13 protein-coding genes are annotated in these 17969 nt (G+C 69.9%); 6 read left to right on the top strand and 7 right to left on the bottom strand.

Features of this window, described 5'->3' with window-relative positions:
- Nucleotides 1-16: 16 nt before the first annotated feature.
- The 3 genes from LRG10_RS03115 to LRG10_RS03105 are packed head-to-tail and all read left to right on the top strand — an operon-like array spanning nt 17 to nt 5193.
- Complete coding sequence (locus LRG10_RS03115) at nt 17-1456, top strand: DUF4139 domain-containing protein (protein ID WP_238634692.1); 1440 nt, start codon at nt 17-19, stop codon at nt 1454-1456.
- On the top strand, nt 1453-4947 hold the full coding sequence (locus LRG10_RS03110) for an FAD-dependent oxidoreductase (RefSeq protein ID WP_238634691.1): 3495 nt from the start codon (nt 1453-1455) through the stop codon (nt 4945-4947). Before LRG10_RS03115 ends, LRG10_RS03110 begins: the two co-directional genes overlap by 4 nt.
- A gap of 54 nt (nt 4948-5001) precedes the next feature.
- On the top strand, nt 5002-5193 hold the full coding sequence (locus LRG10_RS03105; protein ID WP_201169928.1) for a DUF2892 domain-containing protein: 192 nt from the start codon (nt 5002-5004) through the stop codon (nt 5191-5193).
- Between the two features lie 9 nt (nt 5194-5202).
- Here the strand turns inward: LRG10_RS03105 and LRG10_RS03100 are convergent, their stop codons facing one another.
- From LRG10_RS03100 to LRG10_RS03090, 3 genes are read right to left on the bottom strand one after another with little or no spacing between them, the layout of a single operon-like run.
- Nucleotides 5203-5847: an SDR family oxidoreductase gene (locus LRG10_RS03100; protein WP_201169931.1), complete on the bottom strand. Its 645-nt coding sequence runs from the start codon at nt 5845-5847 to the stop codon at nt 5203-5205.
- Between the two features lie 37 nt (nt 5848-5884).
- Nucleotides 5885-7552: an ABC-ATPase domain-containing protein gene (locus LRG10_RS03095; protein WP_201169934.1), complete on the bottom strand. Its 1668-nt coding sequence runs from the start codon at nt 7550-7552 to the stop codon at nt 5885-5887.
- A 49-nt stretch (nt 7553-7601) separates the two neighbouring features.
- The gene (locus LRG10_RS03090; RefSeq protein ID WP_201169936.1) at nt 7602-9038 is read right to left on the bottom strand and encodes a PLP-dependent aminotransferase family protein; all 1437 of its coding nucleotides are present in this window, start codon (nt 9036-9038) and stop codon (nt 7602-7604) included.
- Between the two features lie 118 nt (nt 9039-9156).
- Here LRG10_RS03090 and LRG10_RS03085 point away from each other — a divergent pair, with 118 nt between their 5' ends.
- Together LRG10_RS03085 and LRG10_RS03080 are read left to right on the top strand one after the other, a co-directional pair.
- Entirely contained in the window at nt 9157-9933 is a 777-nt protein-coding gene (locus LRG10_RS03085) for a bifunctional 2-polyprenyl-6-hydroxyphenol methylase/3-demethylubiquinol 3-O-methyltransferase UbiG (RefSeq protein ID WP_201169938.1), read from the top strand.
- Between the two features lie 389 nt (nt 9934-10322).
- A complete protein-coding gene (locus LRG10_RS03080; RefSeq protein ID WP_238634690.1) occupies nt 10323-10493 on the top strand; it encodes a hypothetical protein in 171 nt (56 codons plus the stop codon).
- 49 nt (nt 10494-10542) lie between these two features.
- On the opposite strand, the gene LRG10_RS03075 is transcribed toward LRG10_RS03080, so the two are convergent.
- From LRG10_RS03075 to LRG10_RS03060, 4 genes are all read right to left on the bottom strand, one after another.
- A complete protein-coding gene (locus LRG10_RS03075; protein WP_238634689.1) occupies nt 10543-11988 on the bottom strand; it encodes a bifunctional 2-methylcitrate dehydratase/aconitate hydratase in 1446 nt (481 codons plus the stop codon).
- 97 nt (nt 11989-12085) lie between these two features.
- Nucleotides 12086-13207, bottom strand: a complete 1122-nt coding sequence (gene prpC / locus LRG10_RS03070) for a 2-methylcitrate synthase (RefSeq protein ID WP_201169944.1) — start codon at nt 13205-13207, stop codon at nt 12086-12088.
- A complete protein-coding gene (gene prpB, locus LRG10_RS03065) occupies nt 13204-14109 on the bottom strand; it encodes a methylisocitrate lyase (protein ID WP_201169946.1) in 906 nt (301 codons plus the stop codon). The genes prpC and prpB overlap by 4 nt, the downstream gene beginning before the upstream one ends.
- Nucleotides 14110-14155: 46 nt before the next feature.
- Nucleotides 14156-15160, bottom strand: coding sequence for a YhdH/YhfP family quinone oxidoreductase (locus LRG10_RS03060; RefSeq protein ID WP_201169948.1), 1005 nt, complete (start codon nt 15158-15160; stop codon nt 14156-14158).
- Between the two features lie 277 nt (nt 15161-15437).
- On the opposite strand from LRG10_RS03060, the gene LRG10_RS03055 reads away from it, so the two are divergent.
- Nucleotides 15438-17969, top strand: a complete 2532-nt coding sequence (locus LRG10_RS03055) for an ABC transporter substrate-binding protein (protein WP_238634688.1) — start codon at nt 15438-15440, stop codon at nt 17967-17969.

Genomic DNA, 17969 nt, shown 5'->3' with positions numbered 1-17969 from the left:
CGCACCAGGACCACCGATGATTCGCCGGCTGACCATGACCACGCCCGTCCCGCTGCCCATGCTTGTCACCCCGTTGCTGCTCTTCGCTCTCGCCAACCCCGGCCACGCCGCCGAGACCGCGCCGGCGGAGCTGGAACCGGTCCCGCTCGGCACCCGCACGCTGCCCGAGGGTGTGCGTGAGGTAATCAGCGACGGACAGGATCGCACGGCGCTAGCGGTCACCGTCTACCTGCGGGGGCCGGCGGTGTTCCGCGAGACCCGCGAGATCGGGCTCCCCGACGAGCCGGCGCGGCTCGTCCTCACCGACGTCCCGGAACACATCGATGCCGGCACGGTCAGCCTTGATTCCGAGCACCTCCCCCGGGTCGGTGCGGTTGCCTTCACGCCGGGCGACCTCGATGAGGAGGGGCTGCTGCGCCACCACTTGGGCAGCGAGATCCGCTACCGCGCGGGCGCCGACCGCACCTGGGAACGTGGCTATCTGCTCACCTTCGACGCCGACGAGGTGATTGTCGCCACCGACGAGGCGGTCTACCCGCTGCCACGCGGCAGCGAGACCCGCTTCGCCTTCCCGGAGCGGCCGCCCCGGCTGCACGGGCGACCCACCCTCGAGCTGGCCATCGACAGCGAGCGCGGCGGCACCCACCCCGCTAACCTGGCCTACCGCAGCGAGGGCCTGACCTGGCATCCCGACTACCAGCTGCGCGTCATCGAAGACGCCGAGCCGCGCCTAGACGGCTACGCCCGCGTGGAGAACGAAACCGGTATCGACCTGCAACAGGCCCGCTTGAGCCTGATCGGCGCCAGCCTCGGTGACGCCCCTGTCCGCACCCTCGCCCGGGCCGAGTCGGTCACGGCCGATCGACTCGACGGCCTGCCCCGGTTCCAGACCGCCGAACCCCACGATCTGCTCGCCGGGCGCAGCCACCGCATCCAGCTCTTCAGCCAGACGCCCGACGCCTTCGACCGCTATCACCGGCTGCGCAGCAACGCCGGTGCCGAGCCAGACCGCCCGCAGCAATCGCCGGCCCGGCGCATAGCCAGCTGGCAGGCCGGCACCGATCTGCCCCCTGGCCGCGTAACGCTGCTCACCGGCCCGCCCGGGGCCGCCGAGCCGGTGGGCGAGGGGCGCATCCCGGGGACCGCCGCCGGGGACGAAATCGAGGTGGAGCTGGGCCCCGCCTTCACCGTCACCGGCGAGCGCACCCTGCGCGAGCGCCGGGCACTGGAGACGACCGAAGGCTTCGAGGCCGCCTGGCGCATCCGCCTGCGCAACCGCGGCGAGGCCGCCACTCGGATCGAGCTCGAGGAACGTTTCCCCGGCGACTGGGAGCTGCTCGAGACCAGCCACGAGCCGGAACGCGCTGAAGGCCGTTGGGCCCTGTGGGACCTGGCGCTGGAGGCCGATGACGAGACAACCCTCGAATACCGGGTGCGCGTGGAGCGAGAGGAATGAGCGAAGACCCCATCTGCCTCGAGGGCCTGAACTACAGGGATCTGCATAGCCGGACCGGCCTGCTGGAACTCGATCGGCGCTTCCTGGCGCACCTCCGCGCCGTGGCTCCGGAACGGGCGGCGCAGCTCGAGGCGCACCGCGACCCGGACCGCCCGAACCTCAGTGACCGCGACCTGGGGGAATGGCTCATCGCCACGGCACCCTGCCTCGAGGCGTTCCTGGCCGAGGCCTTCGGCATCAAGGCCTCCCTGCAGACCGTCCGTGACGCCCTGACCCGGGACGGCGAGGTGCTCGCCTTCCGGCGGGACTGGGTCCAGAAGCGGGCCCGCCGACGCAAGACGCCCCCCCAGGTGTCATTCGCCGAGCTCGACAGGTGGCTGGATCAGGCCTTGGATGCCCGGGGCATTGACCGCCGGGACCGCGAACTGGCCGTAGCCCGGCTGGCCGCACAGTACACCGCCGAAAGCGACGCAGAAGCCGAACGTGAGCGTCTGCTGGACTGGTGTGCCGCGGCCCTGCACACCCCGCCGGGCCAGGCCGCCGTCGCCGACTGGGCGGCGTTCCGGCTGCCGCAGCGGGTGGACCACACCAACCTGGTGGCGCTGGAGGCCGAGGCCACCGAGGCGCAGGGCCAGCCCGTCCGCTTCCACGCCCCCCGCGCGCGCTGGCGCAGCCGGGACGGCTTCGAGCTCACTGACGGCCGCGCCCCGCAGCGCCAAGTCAGCGCCGAGGCCCACTACTGCATCTACTGCCACGACCACGAGGGCGACTTCTGCTCACGGGGCTTCCCCGAGAGGAAGGGCGACCCGGAGCTTGGGTACAAGGCGGATCCGCTCGGGGTACAGCTCACCGGCTGCCCGCTGGAGGAGCGCATCTCGGAGATGAACCGCCTCTACCGCGACGGCCACCCGCTGGCCGCGCTCGCCGTGGCGATGGTGGATAACCCCATGATTCCGGCCACCGGCCACCGGATCTGCAACGACTGCATGAAGGCCTGTATCTACCAGAAGCAGGACCCGGTGGACGTCCCGCAGATCGAGACCCGCACCCTCACCGACGTGCTCGGGCTGCCCTGGGGCGTCGAACTTTACCACCTCCTCGCGCGCTGGAACCCGCTGCGCGCCCGTCAGTACCTGCCCGCCGAGGAGAACGGCCGCCGGGTGCTGATCGCCGGGCAAGGGCCCGCGGGCTTCACCATGGCCCACCACCTGACCATGGCCGGGTGCACCGTGGTGGCCGTCGACGGCCTGAAAATCGAACCGCTGCCCCAGGCGTGGCTGGACGGACCGATCCGCGACTGGGGCGACGTCTGGGAACCGCTGCAGACGCGCACCCTCTACGGCTTTGGGGGCGTCGCCGAGTACGGCATCACCAACCGCTGGGACAAGAACTTCCTTAAGCTCATCTACCTCACCCTGGCCCGGCGCGAGCGCTATGCCGTCCACGGCGGCGTCCGGCTGGGCGGCACCCTCACCCTAGAGGATGCCTGGGCGCTCGGGTTCGACCACGTCTGCATCGCCACCGGGGCCGGCTACCCCCGGGTGCTGGAGGTCGGCAACAGCCTGGCCCGGGGCATGCGCCAGGCCAACGACTTCCTCATGGCCCTGCAGCTGACTGGGGCCGGCAAGAGTGAGAGCATTGCCAACCTACAGGTGCGCATGCCGGCGGTGGTCATTGGCGGCGGGCTGACCGCCGTCGATACTGCCACCGAGGTACAGGCCCACTACATCGCTCAGGTGGAGAAGGTCCTCGCCCACTACGAGGCCCTGGAGGCTGAAGGCGCCGGGTTCGGGGCCGGGCTCGGCGTCGAGGACCAGGCCATCCTCGAGGAGTTCCTGGCCCATGGGCGCGCCGTGCGTGCTGAGCGCGAGCGCGCCCATGCGGCCGGCGAGGCGCCGCGATTCGCGCCGCTGCTCCAGGCTTGGGGCGGCGTCACCATCGCCTACCGCAAGGGCCTCACCGCCTCGCCGGCCTACGTGCGCAACCATGAGGAGCTCACCAAGGCCCTGGAGGAGGGCATCCTCTACGCCGAGGGGCTCGAGCCCCTGCACGTGCGCCTGGACGAGCACGACCACGTCCACTCGGTGGTCTTCCGGCGCATGCGCCACGACGGCGGCCGCTGGTACGCCACCGGGCGCGAGACGGAGCTTGCGGCCCGCTCGATCTTCGTCGCCGCCGGGACCGTGCCCAATACCATCTACGCCCACGAGCACCCGGGCAGCCTTCAGCTGCAGGGCATCCACTACCGGCCCTACGGCTACCGGCGCAGGGGCCTGCAGCCCATCGCCGCCGGCGAGCACTGCAAGGCACCGGAGATCGGCCCGTTCACGTCTTACCAGTCGGCCGGGCGCACGGTCTCGTTCATCGGCGACACCCACCCGGTATTCGCCGGCAGCGTGGTGCAGGCCATCGCCTCGGCGCGACGCAGCTACCCGCAAGTGCTCGCCGCCCTCGGCGGGCTTCCCATGCAGCCCGGTCGCAAGGCTCGCGCCTTTCTCGACAACCTGGCCGCGCGGCTGACCCCGCGGGTGGTCTCCGTGGAGCAGCCGAGCCCGGCCGTGGCCGAGATCTGGGTCCGGGCACCGCTGGCCGCAGCCCGTTTTCGGCCCGGGCAGTTCTTCCGCCTGCAGACGCTGGAGACGCACAGTCCGGTGGTCGACGGCACCCGCCTGCAGGTGCCACTGATGACCGTCTCGGGCACCGGTATCGACGGCGACTGCATCCGCCTGATGCTGTTGCAGTGGGGGGCCGCCCCGCGCATCGCCGCCCGCCTGCAGCCCGGCGACCCGTTGGTGCTGATGGGCCCCACCGGCGCCCCCACGGAGATCCCCGAAGACCGCACGGTGATGGTGGTGGCCGGCCGCTGGGGCGCGGCGGTGATGCACGATATCGGCTCGGCGCTGCGCGCGGCGGGCAACCGGGTGCTCTACATCGCCGCCTTCGGCAGCGCCGACGAGATCGACCACCCCGATGAGCTGGAGGCCGGCGCCGACCAGATCGTCTGGGCCACCGCACGCGAGCCCGCCTTCGAGCCGCGCCGCCCCCAGGACAGCGCAGTGATCAGCGCCGACATGGTCGACCTGGTCCGCCGCTACGGCGACGGCGAGATCGCCCCCGATGCCCCGGGGCTACCGCTGGCCGAGGTCGACCGGATCCTGGTCGTCGGCGGCACCGGGCTCCTGTTCGGCTTCCAGCAGGCACTGGCGGACGGCCTGTCGGCGTACTTCCCGGACCACCTCGAGGCCGTGGGCACGGTGGGCAGTCCCATGCAGTGCATGCTCAAGGGCGTCTGCGCCCAGTGCCTGCAGTGGCAGGTGGACCCGGAGACCGGCGAGCGCACCCGGGCCGTCTTCTCCTGCGCCGAACAGGATCAGCCACTGGGCTGGATCGACCTGGGTAACCTGGCTGCACGGCAACAGCAGAACCGACTCCTCGACCGACTCACCGCCGCCTGGGTGGAGCGGCTGCTGCAGCGACGCGCACCGGACTGATATGCAATACTTCGGATATCAGACCCGAGCGTCGATACCCAAGGAGGAATCGCAATGGACGTAAGCAGGAACATGGGCACCGTGGATCGCGCCATCCGTGCCGTGGTGGGCATCTGCCTGATCGCTCTGGCGTTCATCGGGCCACAGACCGCCTGGGGATGGATCGGCCTGGTCCCGCTGGCGACCGCCATCGTCGGGGTCTGCCCGGCCTACATCCCGCTGGGCCTGAAGACCTGCGCCAAGTAGCACCGAGGCCTAGCTAACGCCGAGCCGGCGAACCGCCTCACGTACGGCGGTTTCGCCGGAGACGGCATCCAGCGTGCGCCGCGACGTCACCCCGGCGTCGAGCAGGGCCGCCAGCAGCGCGGCCACATCATCCCGCGGAATCTCGCCGTAGGGCAGCCCCTCGCCGAGGGTCACCCGCCCGCGGGCGCGTTCATTGAGCAGACGCCCGGGACGCAGGATGGTCCAGTCCATGGCCGTCGCGCGCAGGCGGTCATCGGCCTCACGCTTGGCCGCCAGGTACGGCCGCAGCCGCTCCGGGGCCTGCTCGGGGCACTCCGTGCGCATCGCCGAAACCATCACGAAACGCCGCACCCCGGCCGCCTCGGCCAGCTCGATGATCCGCAACGCGCCTTGACGGTCCACCGCCTCGGTCTTGTCGGCACCGGTATGCGGGCCAGAACCGGCCGTGAAGACCACAGCGTCCGCGCCGCGGACTGCCTGGCTACAGTCACGCTCGAGGTCAGCCACCACGGTCTCGGTGGCCCCCGCGGCCGCCAGGGCCGGCTGCTGGTCCGGATCCCGGACCATGGCCCGCACCTCGTGCCGGCTCGGCGCCAGCCGCTCCACCAGTCGCCGCCCCACCTGCCCGTGGGCCCCGATGATCAACACCCGCATCCTCTGCCCTCCGCTCGCGTCGCTGGCCTGCCTGGGCCTAGCCTACGCCGTCGGCGACGCCGCCGAAACGGGCACCGCGCAGGCGGTTCAGCGCAGCCATGACCTCGATCGTCCGCGGGCGGGCCAGGTCCCCGTCCGGGCGGGGCAGCAGCTGATCCCAGTGGCGGTTCAGCAGATCGGCCAGCCACGCCGGCGGGTCCTCGACCCGGCCGCTGTCCGAGAGTCGCTCGAGCAGCAGGCCGATGGCCCGCACCTGGGCGGGATCGGCGATCTGCTCCACGGCGCGCAGGTCGACGGCCTCCCGGCCGAGCAGCAGGGTATCGCGCCCGCGGCCCTGCACCTTGCGCTTACCGGGCTTGGTCTCGGTACGCACTGTACCCCCCTCCACGGCGCGGGTCGTCGGCCAGGCCAGCGGCGAGCGCACCTCGGCGTGGCGCCCGGTGGCGTACTCGGCGGCTACCCGCCGCGCCTCGGCGGTGACATCGGCCGGACGGTACTCCTGCATCTGGATGACCGTATCGGCGCTGTCCAGATAGTCGCCAGAGCCGCCCATCACCAATAACGTGGACACCGCATGGCGATCGCGCAGCTCGGCGATGCGATCGACCAGCGGCGTGATCGGTTCGGCATCCCGGGCCACCAGGGCCTGCATGCGCCGATCGCGGATCATAAAGTTGGTCGCCGAGGTGTCCTCGTCCACCAGCAGGGTGCGCGACCCCGCCTCGAGGGCCTCCTGCAGGGCGGCCGCCTGGCTGGTGGAGCCGGAGGCCAGGTCCGTGGAGAAGGCGGTGGTGGACTTGCCAAAGGGCAACTCGCCGATGTATGGCGACAGGTTCACGGCGTGGACGGCGCGCCCGTCCTCGGCGCGGATCTTCGCCGCGTCCTCGACGCTGACGACGCCGTCGCGACCATCCCCGGGGACGTGGTCATAGACCCCGAGCTCCAAGGCATTGAGCAGGGTCGACTTGCCGTGAAAGCCGCCGCCGACGATAAGCGTGATCCCCGCCGGGACGCCCATACCGGCGATCGGACCGGCATTGGGGGCGTGCAGCGTCAGGCGCAGCGAATCGGGGCTGTGGAAGGGGATGGCATCGCTCAGGGGCCGGTCGTCCACGCCGGAGCGCCGCGGCAGGACCGCCCCTTCAGCGACGAAGGCCACCAGGCCGCGCTCGTCGAGCTGCGCACGCAGCGCCTGCTGGTCCTCCACCGCGGCGCAGTGGCGCTCCAGCGAAGCGCCGTCGAGTTGCTGCGCCTCGGCAGCAGCGGCGACGATCCGCGGCAGTTTCCGGCAAAGGATCTCGGCCGCCTGGCGACCGAGGATGGTCCGCCCGCGCGCCGGCAGGGCGACGGTGAAACGCAGCTCGACACCGGCGTCGGTGAACAGCACGGCACTGCGATCAAGCACCGTCTGAGCGCCTGAATCGATGCGGACCGCCTGCTCGCTGGCGGCGGCACGCTCGAAGGCCCGGGCGATGTAGTCACGCGCCGCGCGGCGCCGGGGCTCGCCGATCAAGGCCGCTTCGGGCAGCCCCGCCCGCTCCCACGGCACCACAGCCCGCAGCCGCGAAGGCGCGGCAAACGGGTCGGCCTGGACCTTGTCCACACACAGGGTGAAGCCGGGGAAAGCGTGGCGGCCCTGGATGTCCTTGTACGCCTTGTAGCCCCGGCCGTCGATGCGCTGGAGGGTATTCTGCAGCTGTTCCATGCCGCCTCACGGTAGCCGAGCCGGGCCGCGCCGGCCAAGAGGGGCCGGCTCAACCGCGAACGTCGCCACGGTCCTCGCCGGCGGCGAGGGCACCGAGCCGCTGCAGCGCCCACTCCGTGGCCGCCACATCGGCCTGGGCGCAGTTCAGCCGCAGGCAGCGTCCGTACCGCCCGGTGGGCGAGAACACCGGCCCCGGGGCCACGCTGACCCCCTCGGCCAGCGCCCGGCGCTGCAGCTCCAGGCTGTCGCAGCCGGCCGGCAGTTCGACCCAGACCACGAAACCGCCCCGTGGCCGGGTCACTCGGGTCCCCTCGGGGAAGTGGCGGCGTACCAGACCGGCGATCCAACGCACGTGCCGCTCGTAGTTGCGCCGGGCCCGGCGCAGGAAGCGGTCGTAGCCGCCCTGCTCCAGGTAGTCGGCCACGGCCAGCGTACTCAGGGTGCAGGTGGCTTGACTGGTTGCGTACTTGAGGTAGACGAGACGATCCCGGTAGCGCCCCGGCGCCACCCAGCCGACGCGCAGCCCGGCACCGAGGATCTTCGAGAACGAACTGCAGTAGAGCACTTCGCCCTGGCCATCGAAGGCCTTCGCCGCCCACGGGCGGGTGCCGTCGAAGGCCAGCTCACCGTAGACGTCGTCCTCGATCAGGGGCACGTTGTGGGCGTTAAGCAGTGTCACCAGTTCCTGCTTGCGCGCCTCCGGGGTCACGTGGCCCAGCGGATTGCCGAAAGTGGGCATGAGCACGCAGGCACGGATCGACCAACGCGACAGGGCCCGCTCAAGGGCCTCGGGGATCATCCCCGAGTGGGGGTCGGTGGCGACCTCCAGGGCCTGCATCCCCTGGGACTCGATGGCCTGGAGGATGCCGTAGAAGGTGGGTGACTCGATGGCCACCACGTCGCCGGGCTCGGCCACGGCACGCAGGCTGAGGGTGATTGCCTCCTGGCAGCCGGCGGTCAGCACGATGTCGTCCGGCGAAAGGCTGCAGCCGGCGTAGGCCATGCGCCGGGCGATCTGGGTGCGCAGCTCAGCACAGCCCGGCGGGAAGTCGTAGGCATTGACGCGCTCGCGCTGTCGGCGGCGCACCCGGGCAAAGCTGCGGTCCATGGCCGCCGCCGGCAGGAAAGCGGCGGGCGCCGCGGCAGCACCCAGCGAGACCACGTCCGGCTCGTGGTGGGCGCGGACCAGATCGAGCACACGCTCCTGGCCGAGCACCAGACTGGGCGCGTCCACTTCGCCCACCTGCTCGCTCGGCGCCGCGGCGGCGGTGGTGCGTTCGCGGACGTAGAACCCGGAGCGTGGCCGCGCCTCGAGGATCTCGCGCTGCTCAAGCAGTTCACAGGCGGCGACGATGGTCGCCATGCTCACCCCGAAGTGCCGGCGCAGCCGTCGCAGTCCGGGCAGCCGGTCGCCAGGGGCATAGACGCCCTGTTCGATCTGCCCGGCGAGGGTCTCGGCCACTCGTTCGTAGAGCGGTGTGGTCATCACGGTCCAGTCTAACGCAACTGTACCGGTTCATAATGTCCAAAACTGATTCTGTATCGCCCGATGGATCGCGACGATCATAGTCATCGATCCCGAGAAGCAACGCAGGAATGCAATAATGTCCCAGGCCCTAAACGCCGAAGCAGGCTGGCAGTACGAGCAGTATACCCCCGGTTTTGCCGACTACTGGGATGACCTGGTGGGGTGGGAGACGCGTCTGGCCCGCGAAGGCGCCTTCTACAACCGCCTGGTGGGCGCCCACGGCGCCAAGAAGGTCATCGACCTGGCCACCGGCACGGGGGTCAACGCCGTCTCGCTGGCTCAGGCCGGCTTCGAGGTGACCGCCGTCGACGGCTCCGAGAACATGCTGATCAAGGCCCGCGAGAACGCCAGCAAGTACGGCGTGGAGTTCAGCGACACCCGGGCCGTCGACTGGCTGGAGCTCGACAAGGTCATGGGCACCGAGCAGTACGACGCTGCGGTGTGCCTGGGCAACTCCTTCACCCACCTGTTCGATCACGAGGACCGCCGCACCGCGCTGCTGGCGATGTACCGCGTGCTGCGTCCGGGCGGGATGCTGATCATCGATCAGCGCAACTACGACGACATGCTCGACAACGGCTACAGCTCCAAGCACGCCTACTGCTACACCGGCGAGGGTGTGGACGTGGGCCCGGCCGAGCTGCACCGGACGATGGCGCGTTTCCAGTACGTCTTTGCCGACGGCTCCACCTTCCAGCTGAAGATGTACCCGCTGCGGCAGGACTACATGACCCACCTGCTCGAGGACGCCGGGTTCATCAACGTGGAGCGCTACGGCGACCTGCAGAAGCCGTACTACCGCAACGATGTGGACTTCATCCAGCAGGTGGCCTACCGCCCGCTGGAGTCCTGAGACACCTCCGGCGCCCTCGGGCGCCCGGATGCACGGACGCGGCCCCGCCCCAGGGGCCGCGTTTTTTTGTGCCCACTCGCCGGACCTGCTCCCACCCGATAACCGTACCGCGGCTGCCTTGAAGCCACGCACCGGTGCATCTAGCTTCAGATGTTGAAAGCTGACCCACGCGTGGACAGCGCAGGAGGTCGATGATGAACCGGCGGCAAAAGTGAGCGGAAGAAGCGCGGCGCAGGATCCTGGAGTCGGGCGATCAGGAGCTGATCAACCGGCTACACCTGCTGGAGGCGAGCCAGGCCCGGGCGGGACGTGGCGGACGTGGACCGGGACTGCTGGGAACGGCGGCGGCCGTCGGCGGCGGTGCCTATCTGGGCACCCTGCTCGCCGGGATGACCCTTAACGCCGAGATGCAGCGGGCCTTTGCCGCCGTTGCCGAGGACATGGGCTTTAGCCCGGGGGATCTCGGCCTCAGCCCCGCCGCGATGGAGGGCGACGTGGGCGATGTCGGCGGCGACGACGGTGGCCTGTTCGACGGCTTCGGCGGGTTCTTCGACATCTGACCCACCCCCCGGCGGGCGGCTGCCCGCCGGGGTGGCGCCGGCAGCGGGCTCAGACCCGCCAGAGGTCCATGAACTCGTGGACCGGCATCTGCTCCAGCCGCTGCTGCTCGCCGAGCGCAGCCTCAATCGCGCCAGCTTGCCGCGGCGCGAAGCGGGACGATACGGCGTTGCGGAACTTCTCCTCAAGCACCGGGATGCCCTCGTCGCGACGACGGCGGTGGCCGATGGGGTATTCCACGGCGATGCGCTCGGTCTTCGAGCCGTCCTTGAAGACGACCTGCACGGCGTTGCCGATGGATCGCTTGTCGGGGTCCATGTAATCCCGCGAGAAGCCCTCGTTTTCGGTGACCTCCATGCGCTCGCGCAGGGCATCGATCCGCGGATCCGCGGCCACGGCGTCCTCGTAGTCGGCGGCGGTGAGGCGGCCGAAGATCAGCGGGACCGCAACCATGTACTGCAGGCAGTGGTCGCGGTCGGCGGGGTTGTTCAGCGGCCCAGTCTTGTCGATGATCCGCACCCCCGCCTCCTGGGTCTCGATGATGACCCGGTCAACCTCATCGAGCCGCGGCGCCACCTCCGCGTGGAGCTTCAGGGCTGCCTCGACGGCCGTCTGGGCGTGGAACTCCGCCGGGAAGGAGATCTTGAACAGCACGTGCTCCATGACGTAACTGGCGTAGGCCTGGGAGCGACGGATCGGCTCGCCACGGAAGAGCACGTCCTGGAAGCCCCACCCCTGGGCGGAGAGGGCGGAGGGGTAGCCCATCTCGCCGGTGAGGCTCATCAGCGCCAGCCGCACGCCGCGCGCCGAGGCGTCACCGGCGGCCCAGCTCTTGCGCGAGCCGGTATTCGGCGCGTGGCGATAGGTGCGCAGCGCCCCGCCGTCGATCCAGGCGTTGGAGACGGCGTTGATGACATCCTCGCGGCTGCCGCCGAGCAGCCGGGTGGTCACGGCCGTGGTGGCCAGCCGTACCAGCAGGACGTGGTCGAGGCCGACGCGGTTGAAGCTGTTCTCCAGCGCCAGCACGCCCTGGATCTCATGGGCCTTGATGGCGGCGGTGAGCACCTCGCGCATGGTCAGCGGCGTCTCGCTCCGGGCGAGCCGCCGGCGGCTCTCGTAGTCGGCGGCGGCGAGGATGCCGCCGAGGTTGTCCGAGGGGTGGCCCCACTCGGCAGCCAGCCAGGTGTCGTTGAAGTCCAGCCAACGGATCAGGGCGCCGATGTTGAACGCGCCCTGCACCGGGTCGAGGCGATAGGCGGTGCCCGGCACCACCACCCCGTCGCGCATCTCGGCGCCGGGGACGATCGGTCCGAGCAGCTTGGTGCAGGCCGGGTAGTCGAGCGCCATCATGGCGCAGGCGAGGCTGTCCATCAGGCAGTGCCGGGCAGTCTGATACGCCTCGGCGGAGTCGATGTCGGTGGCGCTGACGTAGTCGGCGATGGCCACCAGCTCGGCATCGGGATCGGGGCGCTGGGCGCTGCGGATGTCTCCGGACATGGGAAGCTTCCTCAAGAACCAGTTGCAGGTTGATCTTGGCACCGCCGCCGGGCGCGATGGCGTTGCGGCGGCGGTGTTGGCTGGCGGGCGAACCGCGTCAGCGCTGGTCGATCGGCGGCACCGTGCGCAGATGGTGACCGGTGTAATCGGCGCTGGGGCGGATGATGCGGTTCTTGGCCCGCTGCTCCATGACGTGGGCCGCCCAGCCGCTGTGCCGGGACATCACGAAGATCGGCGTAAACAGCTTGGTGGGGATGCCCATGAAGCGGTAGGCCGAGGCGTGGTAGAAGTCGGCATTCGCGAACAGCCCCTTCTCGTCCCACATCAACTGCTCCACGGCCTCGGAGACCGGGAACAGGGTCTCGTCACCGACCTCCGCGGCGAGCTCGCGGGACCACTCCTTGATCACGGCGTTGCGCGGGTCGACCTCGGTGTAGACCGCATGGCCGAAGCCCATGACTTTCTCCTTGCGCTCGAGCATTCCGGCCAGCTCGCGTCGCGCCTCCTCCGGGCTAGACCACTGCTCGAGCATCTCCATGGCAGCCTCGTTGGCGCCACCGTGGAGCGGGCCGCGCAGGGTCCCGATTGCCCCCGTGATGGCCGAGTGCATGTCCGACAGCGTCGAGGCGCAGACCCGGGCAGCGAAGGTGGAGGCGTTGAACTCGTGCTCCGCATAGAGGATCAGCGAGACGTGCATGACGTTCTTGTGCAGCGCGTTGGGCCGCTCACCGCGGAGCAGGTAGAGGAAGTGGGCGCCGATGGAGTCCTCGTCGCTGTCGGTATCGATGCGCACACCTTCGTGGCTGTATCGGTACCAGTAGGTGATGATCGACGGGAAGACCGCCAGCAGACGGTCCGCCACCTCGGCCTGCTGCGAGAAATCGGTCTCGGTCTCCAGGGTGCCGAGCATGGAACAGCCAGTGCGCATCACATCCATGGGGTGGGCATCCCGCGGGATCTGCTCAAGGACCGCCTTGACCGCCGGCGGCAGCTCGCGCATGCCGGAGAGGCGGCGCTTGTACGCCTCGAGCTGGGCGCGGTCGGGGAGTTCGCCGTAGAGCAGCAGGTAGGCCACCTCCTCGAACTCGCACTGTGCCGCCAGGTCACGGACGTCGTAGCCGCGGTAGGTCAGGCCCGTCCCCTCCTGGCCGACCGTGCACAGCGCCGTCTCCCCGGCGGATTGGCCACGCAGCCCGGCACCGGTCTTCTTTCCCGTCATCGCTTCTCTCCTCCTGTTCGTACGTCGCGCCCGAAGAGCTCATCGAGCTTGCGCTCATAGTCGTGGTAGCCGAGCACCTCGTAGAGCTCTTCGCGCGTCTGCATGCGATCGAGCATGCCCTCCTGGGTTCCCTCGGCACGAATGGCGCCGTAGACCTCCTCGGCGGCCCGGCTCATGGCCCGGAAGGCCGAAAGCGGATAGAGGACGAGCCCCGCCCCCGCCTCGCGCAGCTGCGCCACCGTGAAGTACGGCGTCTTGCCGAACTCGGTGATGTTGGCCAGCACCGGCACCGAGAGCCGGTCGGTGAAGGTGCGGATGTCCTCAAGGCTGTGCATGGCCTCGGCGAAGACCATGTCGGCACCAGCCTCCACGTACGCCTCGGCGCGCTCCAGGGCGGCCTCCAGACCCTCCGAGGCGCGGGCGTCGGTGCGCGCCATGACCACCAGCTCCGGATCGGGCCGCGCGTCCACCGCCGCTCGGACCCGATCGACCATCTCGGCGGTGGAGACCAGCTCCTTGCCCGGGCGGTGACCGCAGCGCTTGGCCTGGACCTGGTCCTCGATGTGCACCGCGGCCGCCCCGGCGCGCGTCAGCTCGCGGATAGTCCGCGCGACGCTGAAGGCACCGCCAAAGCCGGTGTCGATATCCACCAGCACCGGCGCGCGGGTCACGTCGGTGATGCGCCGGACGTCCTCGACCACATCGGCCAGCTGGGTGATCCCCAGATCCGGCAGGCCGTACGAGGCATTGGCCACCCCGGCGCCGGAGACGTACAGCGCCTGGAACCCGGCCCGCTCGGCGAGCAGCGCCGAATAGGCGTTGATGGCGCCGACCACCTGCAGCGGTTGTTCCTGCGTAACGGCGTCGCGGAAGCGGCGTCCCGCGGATGACTGATCGGTCATGTTTTCGTTCGCTCCGTGTCGTGATCGGGTGGGCGGGCCGGACGGGTCAGGCGACGGCGTCGCCGCCCACGCGGACCAGGGTGCGGCCGGTCACCTGCCGGGCGAGCATCGCCTCGGCGGCATCGCGCAGCCCGTCGAGTTCCACCTCGCGGGTAACGAAGCCTTCCGGGTCCTGCGGACGCAGGTCTTCGCCGAGCCGCCGCCAGCTCTCCAGGCGCAGGGGGCGCGGGCAGTTGGCGGAACTGACGCCGAGCATGCTCACGCCGCGCAGGATCCACGGCATGACGGTGGTCTCGAGCTTCACGCCCCCGGCCAGACCGATGGAGGCGACGTTGCCGTACTCCTCGACCTGGGGCAGCAGCCCGGCGAGCAGGGGACCGCCAACGTTGTCGACCACGCCGGCGAAGCGGGCGCGATCCAGCGGCCGCTCGCTGAGCCCGATCGCCTCCGGGCTCACCACCTCGGCGGCGCCCAGCGCGTGGAGATATGACGCCGCATCCTTCTTGCCGGAAACCGCTACCACGCGGTAACCGGCGTTGCTGAACAGATCCACGGCGATGCTGCCCACGCCCCCCGAAGCCCCGGTGACGAGCACATCGCCCAGCGCCGGGGTCTGCCCGGCCGCCTCCATGCGAATCAGGGCCAGCGCCGCCGTGAATCCGGCGGTACCGAGTGCCATCGCCTGGCGGGGCGTCAGCCCTCCGGGCAGCGGCACGACCCAGTCGGCAGGGATCCGCACGTACTCGGCGAAGCCGCCGTCGTGGACCTCACCCAGACCGCAGCCGGTGATCAGCACCTGCGCCCCGACTTTCACATCGTCGCTGTCGCTCTCAACCACGACGCCGGCGGCATCGATCCCCGGGGTGATGGGGAAACGGCGCAGGATCTTGCCCTGGCCGGTCAGGGCCAGCGCATCCTTGTAGTTGACGGAGGAGTACGCCACCCGGACCAGCACATCGCCAGCGGGCAGATCGGCGGCACCGAGGGTCACGACCCCGCCCTGATCCTCCCTGCCGGATTCCGGGACCCGCCACGCCGTGAATTCCTGCATTTTTTATCACCTCTGACGGCCAGTTCAGCGAGTTTACAACAGCGCTTCACCGCCTCCCAAATCATATAACAACCAATATGTTAGGAGCTCTCATGGCGTTTTCTGCGTGTTCTCCGCGCGCTTCGTACGGGAGCAGCATTATGTTCAACAATGATCCGGCTCACGCTGCATTGCGCGCGCCCCGGGCCAAGGGCAGGTTGGACCCCACGCAAAGCTTGGTGCACCATGAGCTGCGGTCAAAAACCGACCCCGCAGCGAGGACTCACAGGCTCGACCCATGGCGCCGCGCTCCTATATCCCCCTGGCCGCGCTGGCCCTGATTGCCGGGGCAATCGCCACCGTGCTGATCATCGGCGAACAGCGCGGCGCGGACACCGACGCCAGCAACCGGGGCGAACCGGGCGACCCGGCCGAACGCCGCGGTGCACTAGTCGATGAGATCATCTTCACCGAGGAGTCCGACCCGGGCCGGCTCACCGCGCTCATCGAGCACGGCTCGCACCACCTATTCACTCAGGGTATCGACAGCGCCACCATCTTCCGCCAGGCGCAGGACTCGGAGCAGGTCGACCACTTCCTTTCCCACGGCACGGCCATCGAGCTGACCCTCAACCCGGCCGCCTTCGAGGACGAGCAGCGACTCAATCCATTCCGCGAGCCGCGCATCCGCGAGGCGCTGAATCGCCTGATCGACCGGCGCCACGTGGCCGAGGAACTCTTCGGCGGTCTTGCGGTGCCCCGCTATCTGCCGATCAACACGGCCTTCCCCGACTACGCCCGGCTGGCGGAGACCGCACGCTCGCTGGAACTCAAGTACCGCCATGACCCGGAGCGCGCCGAGGCGACCATCGCGGAAACCATGGAGGCGCGCGGCGCCGCGCGCCGGGAGGGCCGCTGGTATTACGCCGACGAGCCGGTGACCCTCACCGTGCTCATCCGCACCGAGGACAACCGTGAGCGGGTCGGGGACTACATCGCCAACCTGATGGAGGATCTCGGCTTCACCGTCGAGCGCCTCTACCGCACGGCCGAGGAGGCCTCCCGCATCTGGATGACCGGCGACCCGGCCGCCGGACGCTGGCACATCTACACCGGCGCCTGGGTCTCGACCGTGATCAACCGCGACATCGGCGACAACTTCAACTACTACTACACCCCCCGAGGCCGCCCCGACCCGCTATGGCAGGCGTATGAGCCCACCGAGGCGTTCAGCGAGGCCGCCGAGCGCCTGGAGCGCCGCGACTACACCAGCGTCGGGGAACGCCAGGAACTCATGGAGGAGGGCCTGACCCTGGCGATGGAAAACTCGGCGCGCATCTGGCTGGCGGATCAGCTCAGTGTCTGGCCCCACGCCGCCGATCTTGAGGTGGCCGGCGACCTGGCCGGCGGGCTCTCCGGGTCGCAGCTGTGGCCCTTTACCCTGCGTTTCAGCGATCGCGTGGGCGGTCGCGTGGTGGCAGCCACGCCGAGCATGCTCACCGAACCGTGGAACCACGTCGCCGGCAGCAACTGGATCTTCGACCGCATGATCCTGCGCGGGTTGACCGACTCGGCGGTGCTGCCCGACCCCTTCACCGGCCTCTACTGGCCGCAGCGACTCGACTCGGCGGAGGTCACGGTCACTGAGGACGCGCCGGTCAACCGCACCCTGGACTGGGTCTCGCTGGAAACCGCTGAGACCATCGAGATCCCCGGTGACGCCTGGATCGACTGGGACCCGGAGGAGCAGCGCATCCTGACCGTGGACGATCGCCACGAGGATGGACTGACCGCCCGCTCGCGGGTAGTCCTCCACTACGAGGACGACTACCTCGAGCGCCGCTGGCACAACGGCTCGCAGGTCTCCGTGGCCGACGTGGTGCTGCCTTGGATCCTGAGCTTCGCCCGAGCCGACGAGGACAGCCCGCTGTTCGATCCCTCCCACCTGCCGGAGTTCGAGGTCTATCAACGCAACTTCCGCGGCTGGCGGATTACCGATACCGACCCCCTGACCGTCGAGGTCTACAGCGACCAGGTCTACCCGGACGCCGAGAACCTGGTCGCCGCCCGCATCCCGGCCGCTCAGCCCTGGCACGTGGTCAACCTGGGCATCCAGGCCGAGCGCCGCGGCGAGCTCGCCTTCTCCTCGAGCAAGGCCGACCGCATGGATGTGGAGTGGCTCAACCTGGTCTCGGGGCCGAGCCTGGAGGTTCTCCGCGGCTACCTGCGCGCTGCCGCTGAGGCCGAGCAGGTGCCCTTCGAGCAGGCCCTTGGCGAATGGCTGCGTGAGGGCGAGGCCGCCGAGCGCTACCGCGCCCTCGACACCTGGCAGCAGGAACGCGGCCACTTCTGGGTGGATGATGGGCCGTTCTACCTGCACTCGGTCCGCCCGGTGGAGGGCAGCATCGTGCTGCGTCGCTACCCGGATCACCCGGATCCGGCCGACAAGTGGCTGCGCTTCACCGACCCGCGCATCCCGGAGCTGGAAATCGACGGACCGCTGCTGGTCGAGCACGGCGAGGATCTCGAGCTGACGGTCCGCATCACCTACGCCGGCGAACCCTACCCGGACGAGGAGATCGAGACCGCCCGCTTTCTCCTCTTCGACCGGGACGACCGGCTGGCGCTGAAAGGCGAGAGCGAGCCGGACGGCGACGGACAGTGGCGCATCCGCGTCCCCGCCGAGGCGCTGGAGACGCTGGGCACCGGAGCCAACAGCATGGAACTGGCCGTCACCTCACGAAGCGTGGCCCTGCCGGCATTCGCCACCCACGCCTTCGCCACCCTACCGGCCGGCGGCCCCGAAGCAGACAGCCAGGAGGAGGAGTAG

It is taken from the genome of Halorhodospira sp. 9628, from assembly GCF_022228075.1.
GTDB classification, from domain to species: Bacteria; Pseudomonadota; Gammaproteobacteria; order Nitrococcales; family Halorhodospiraceae; genus Halorhodospira; species Halorhodospira halophila_A.
This window is presented reverse-complemented; position numbering and strand designations above follow the sequence as displayed.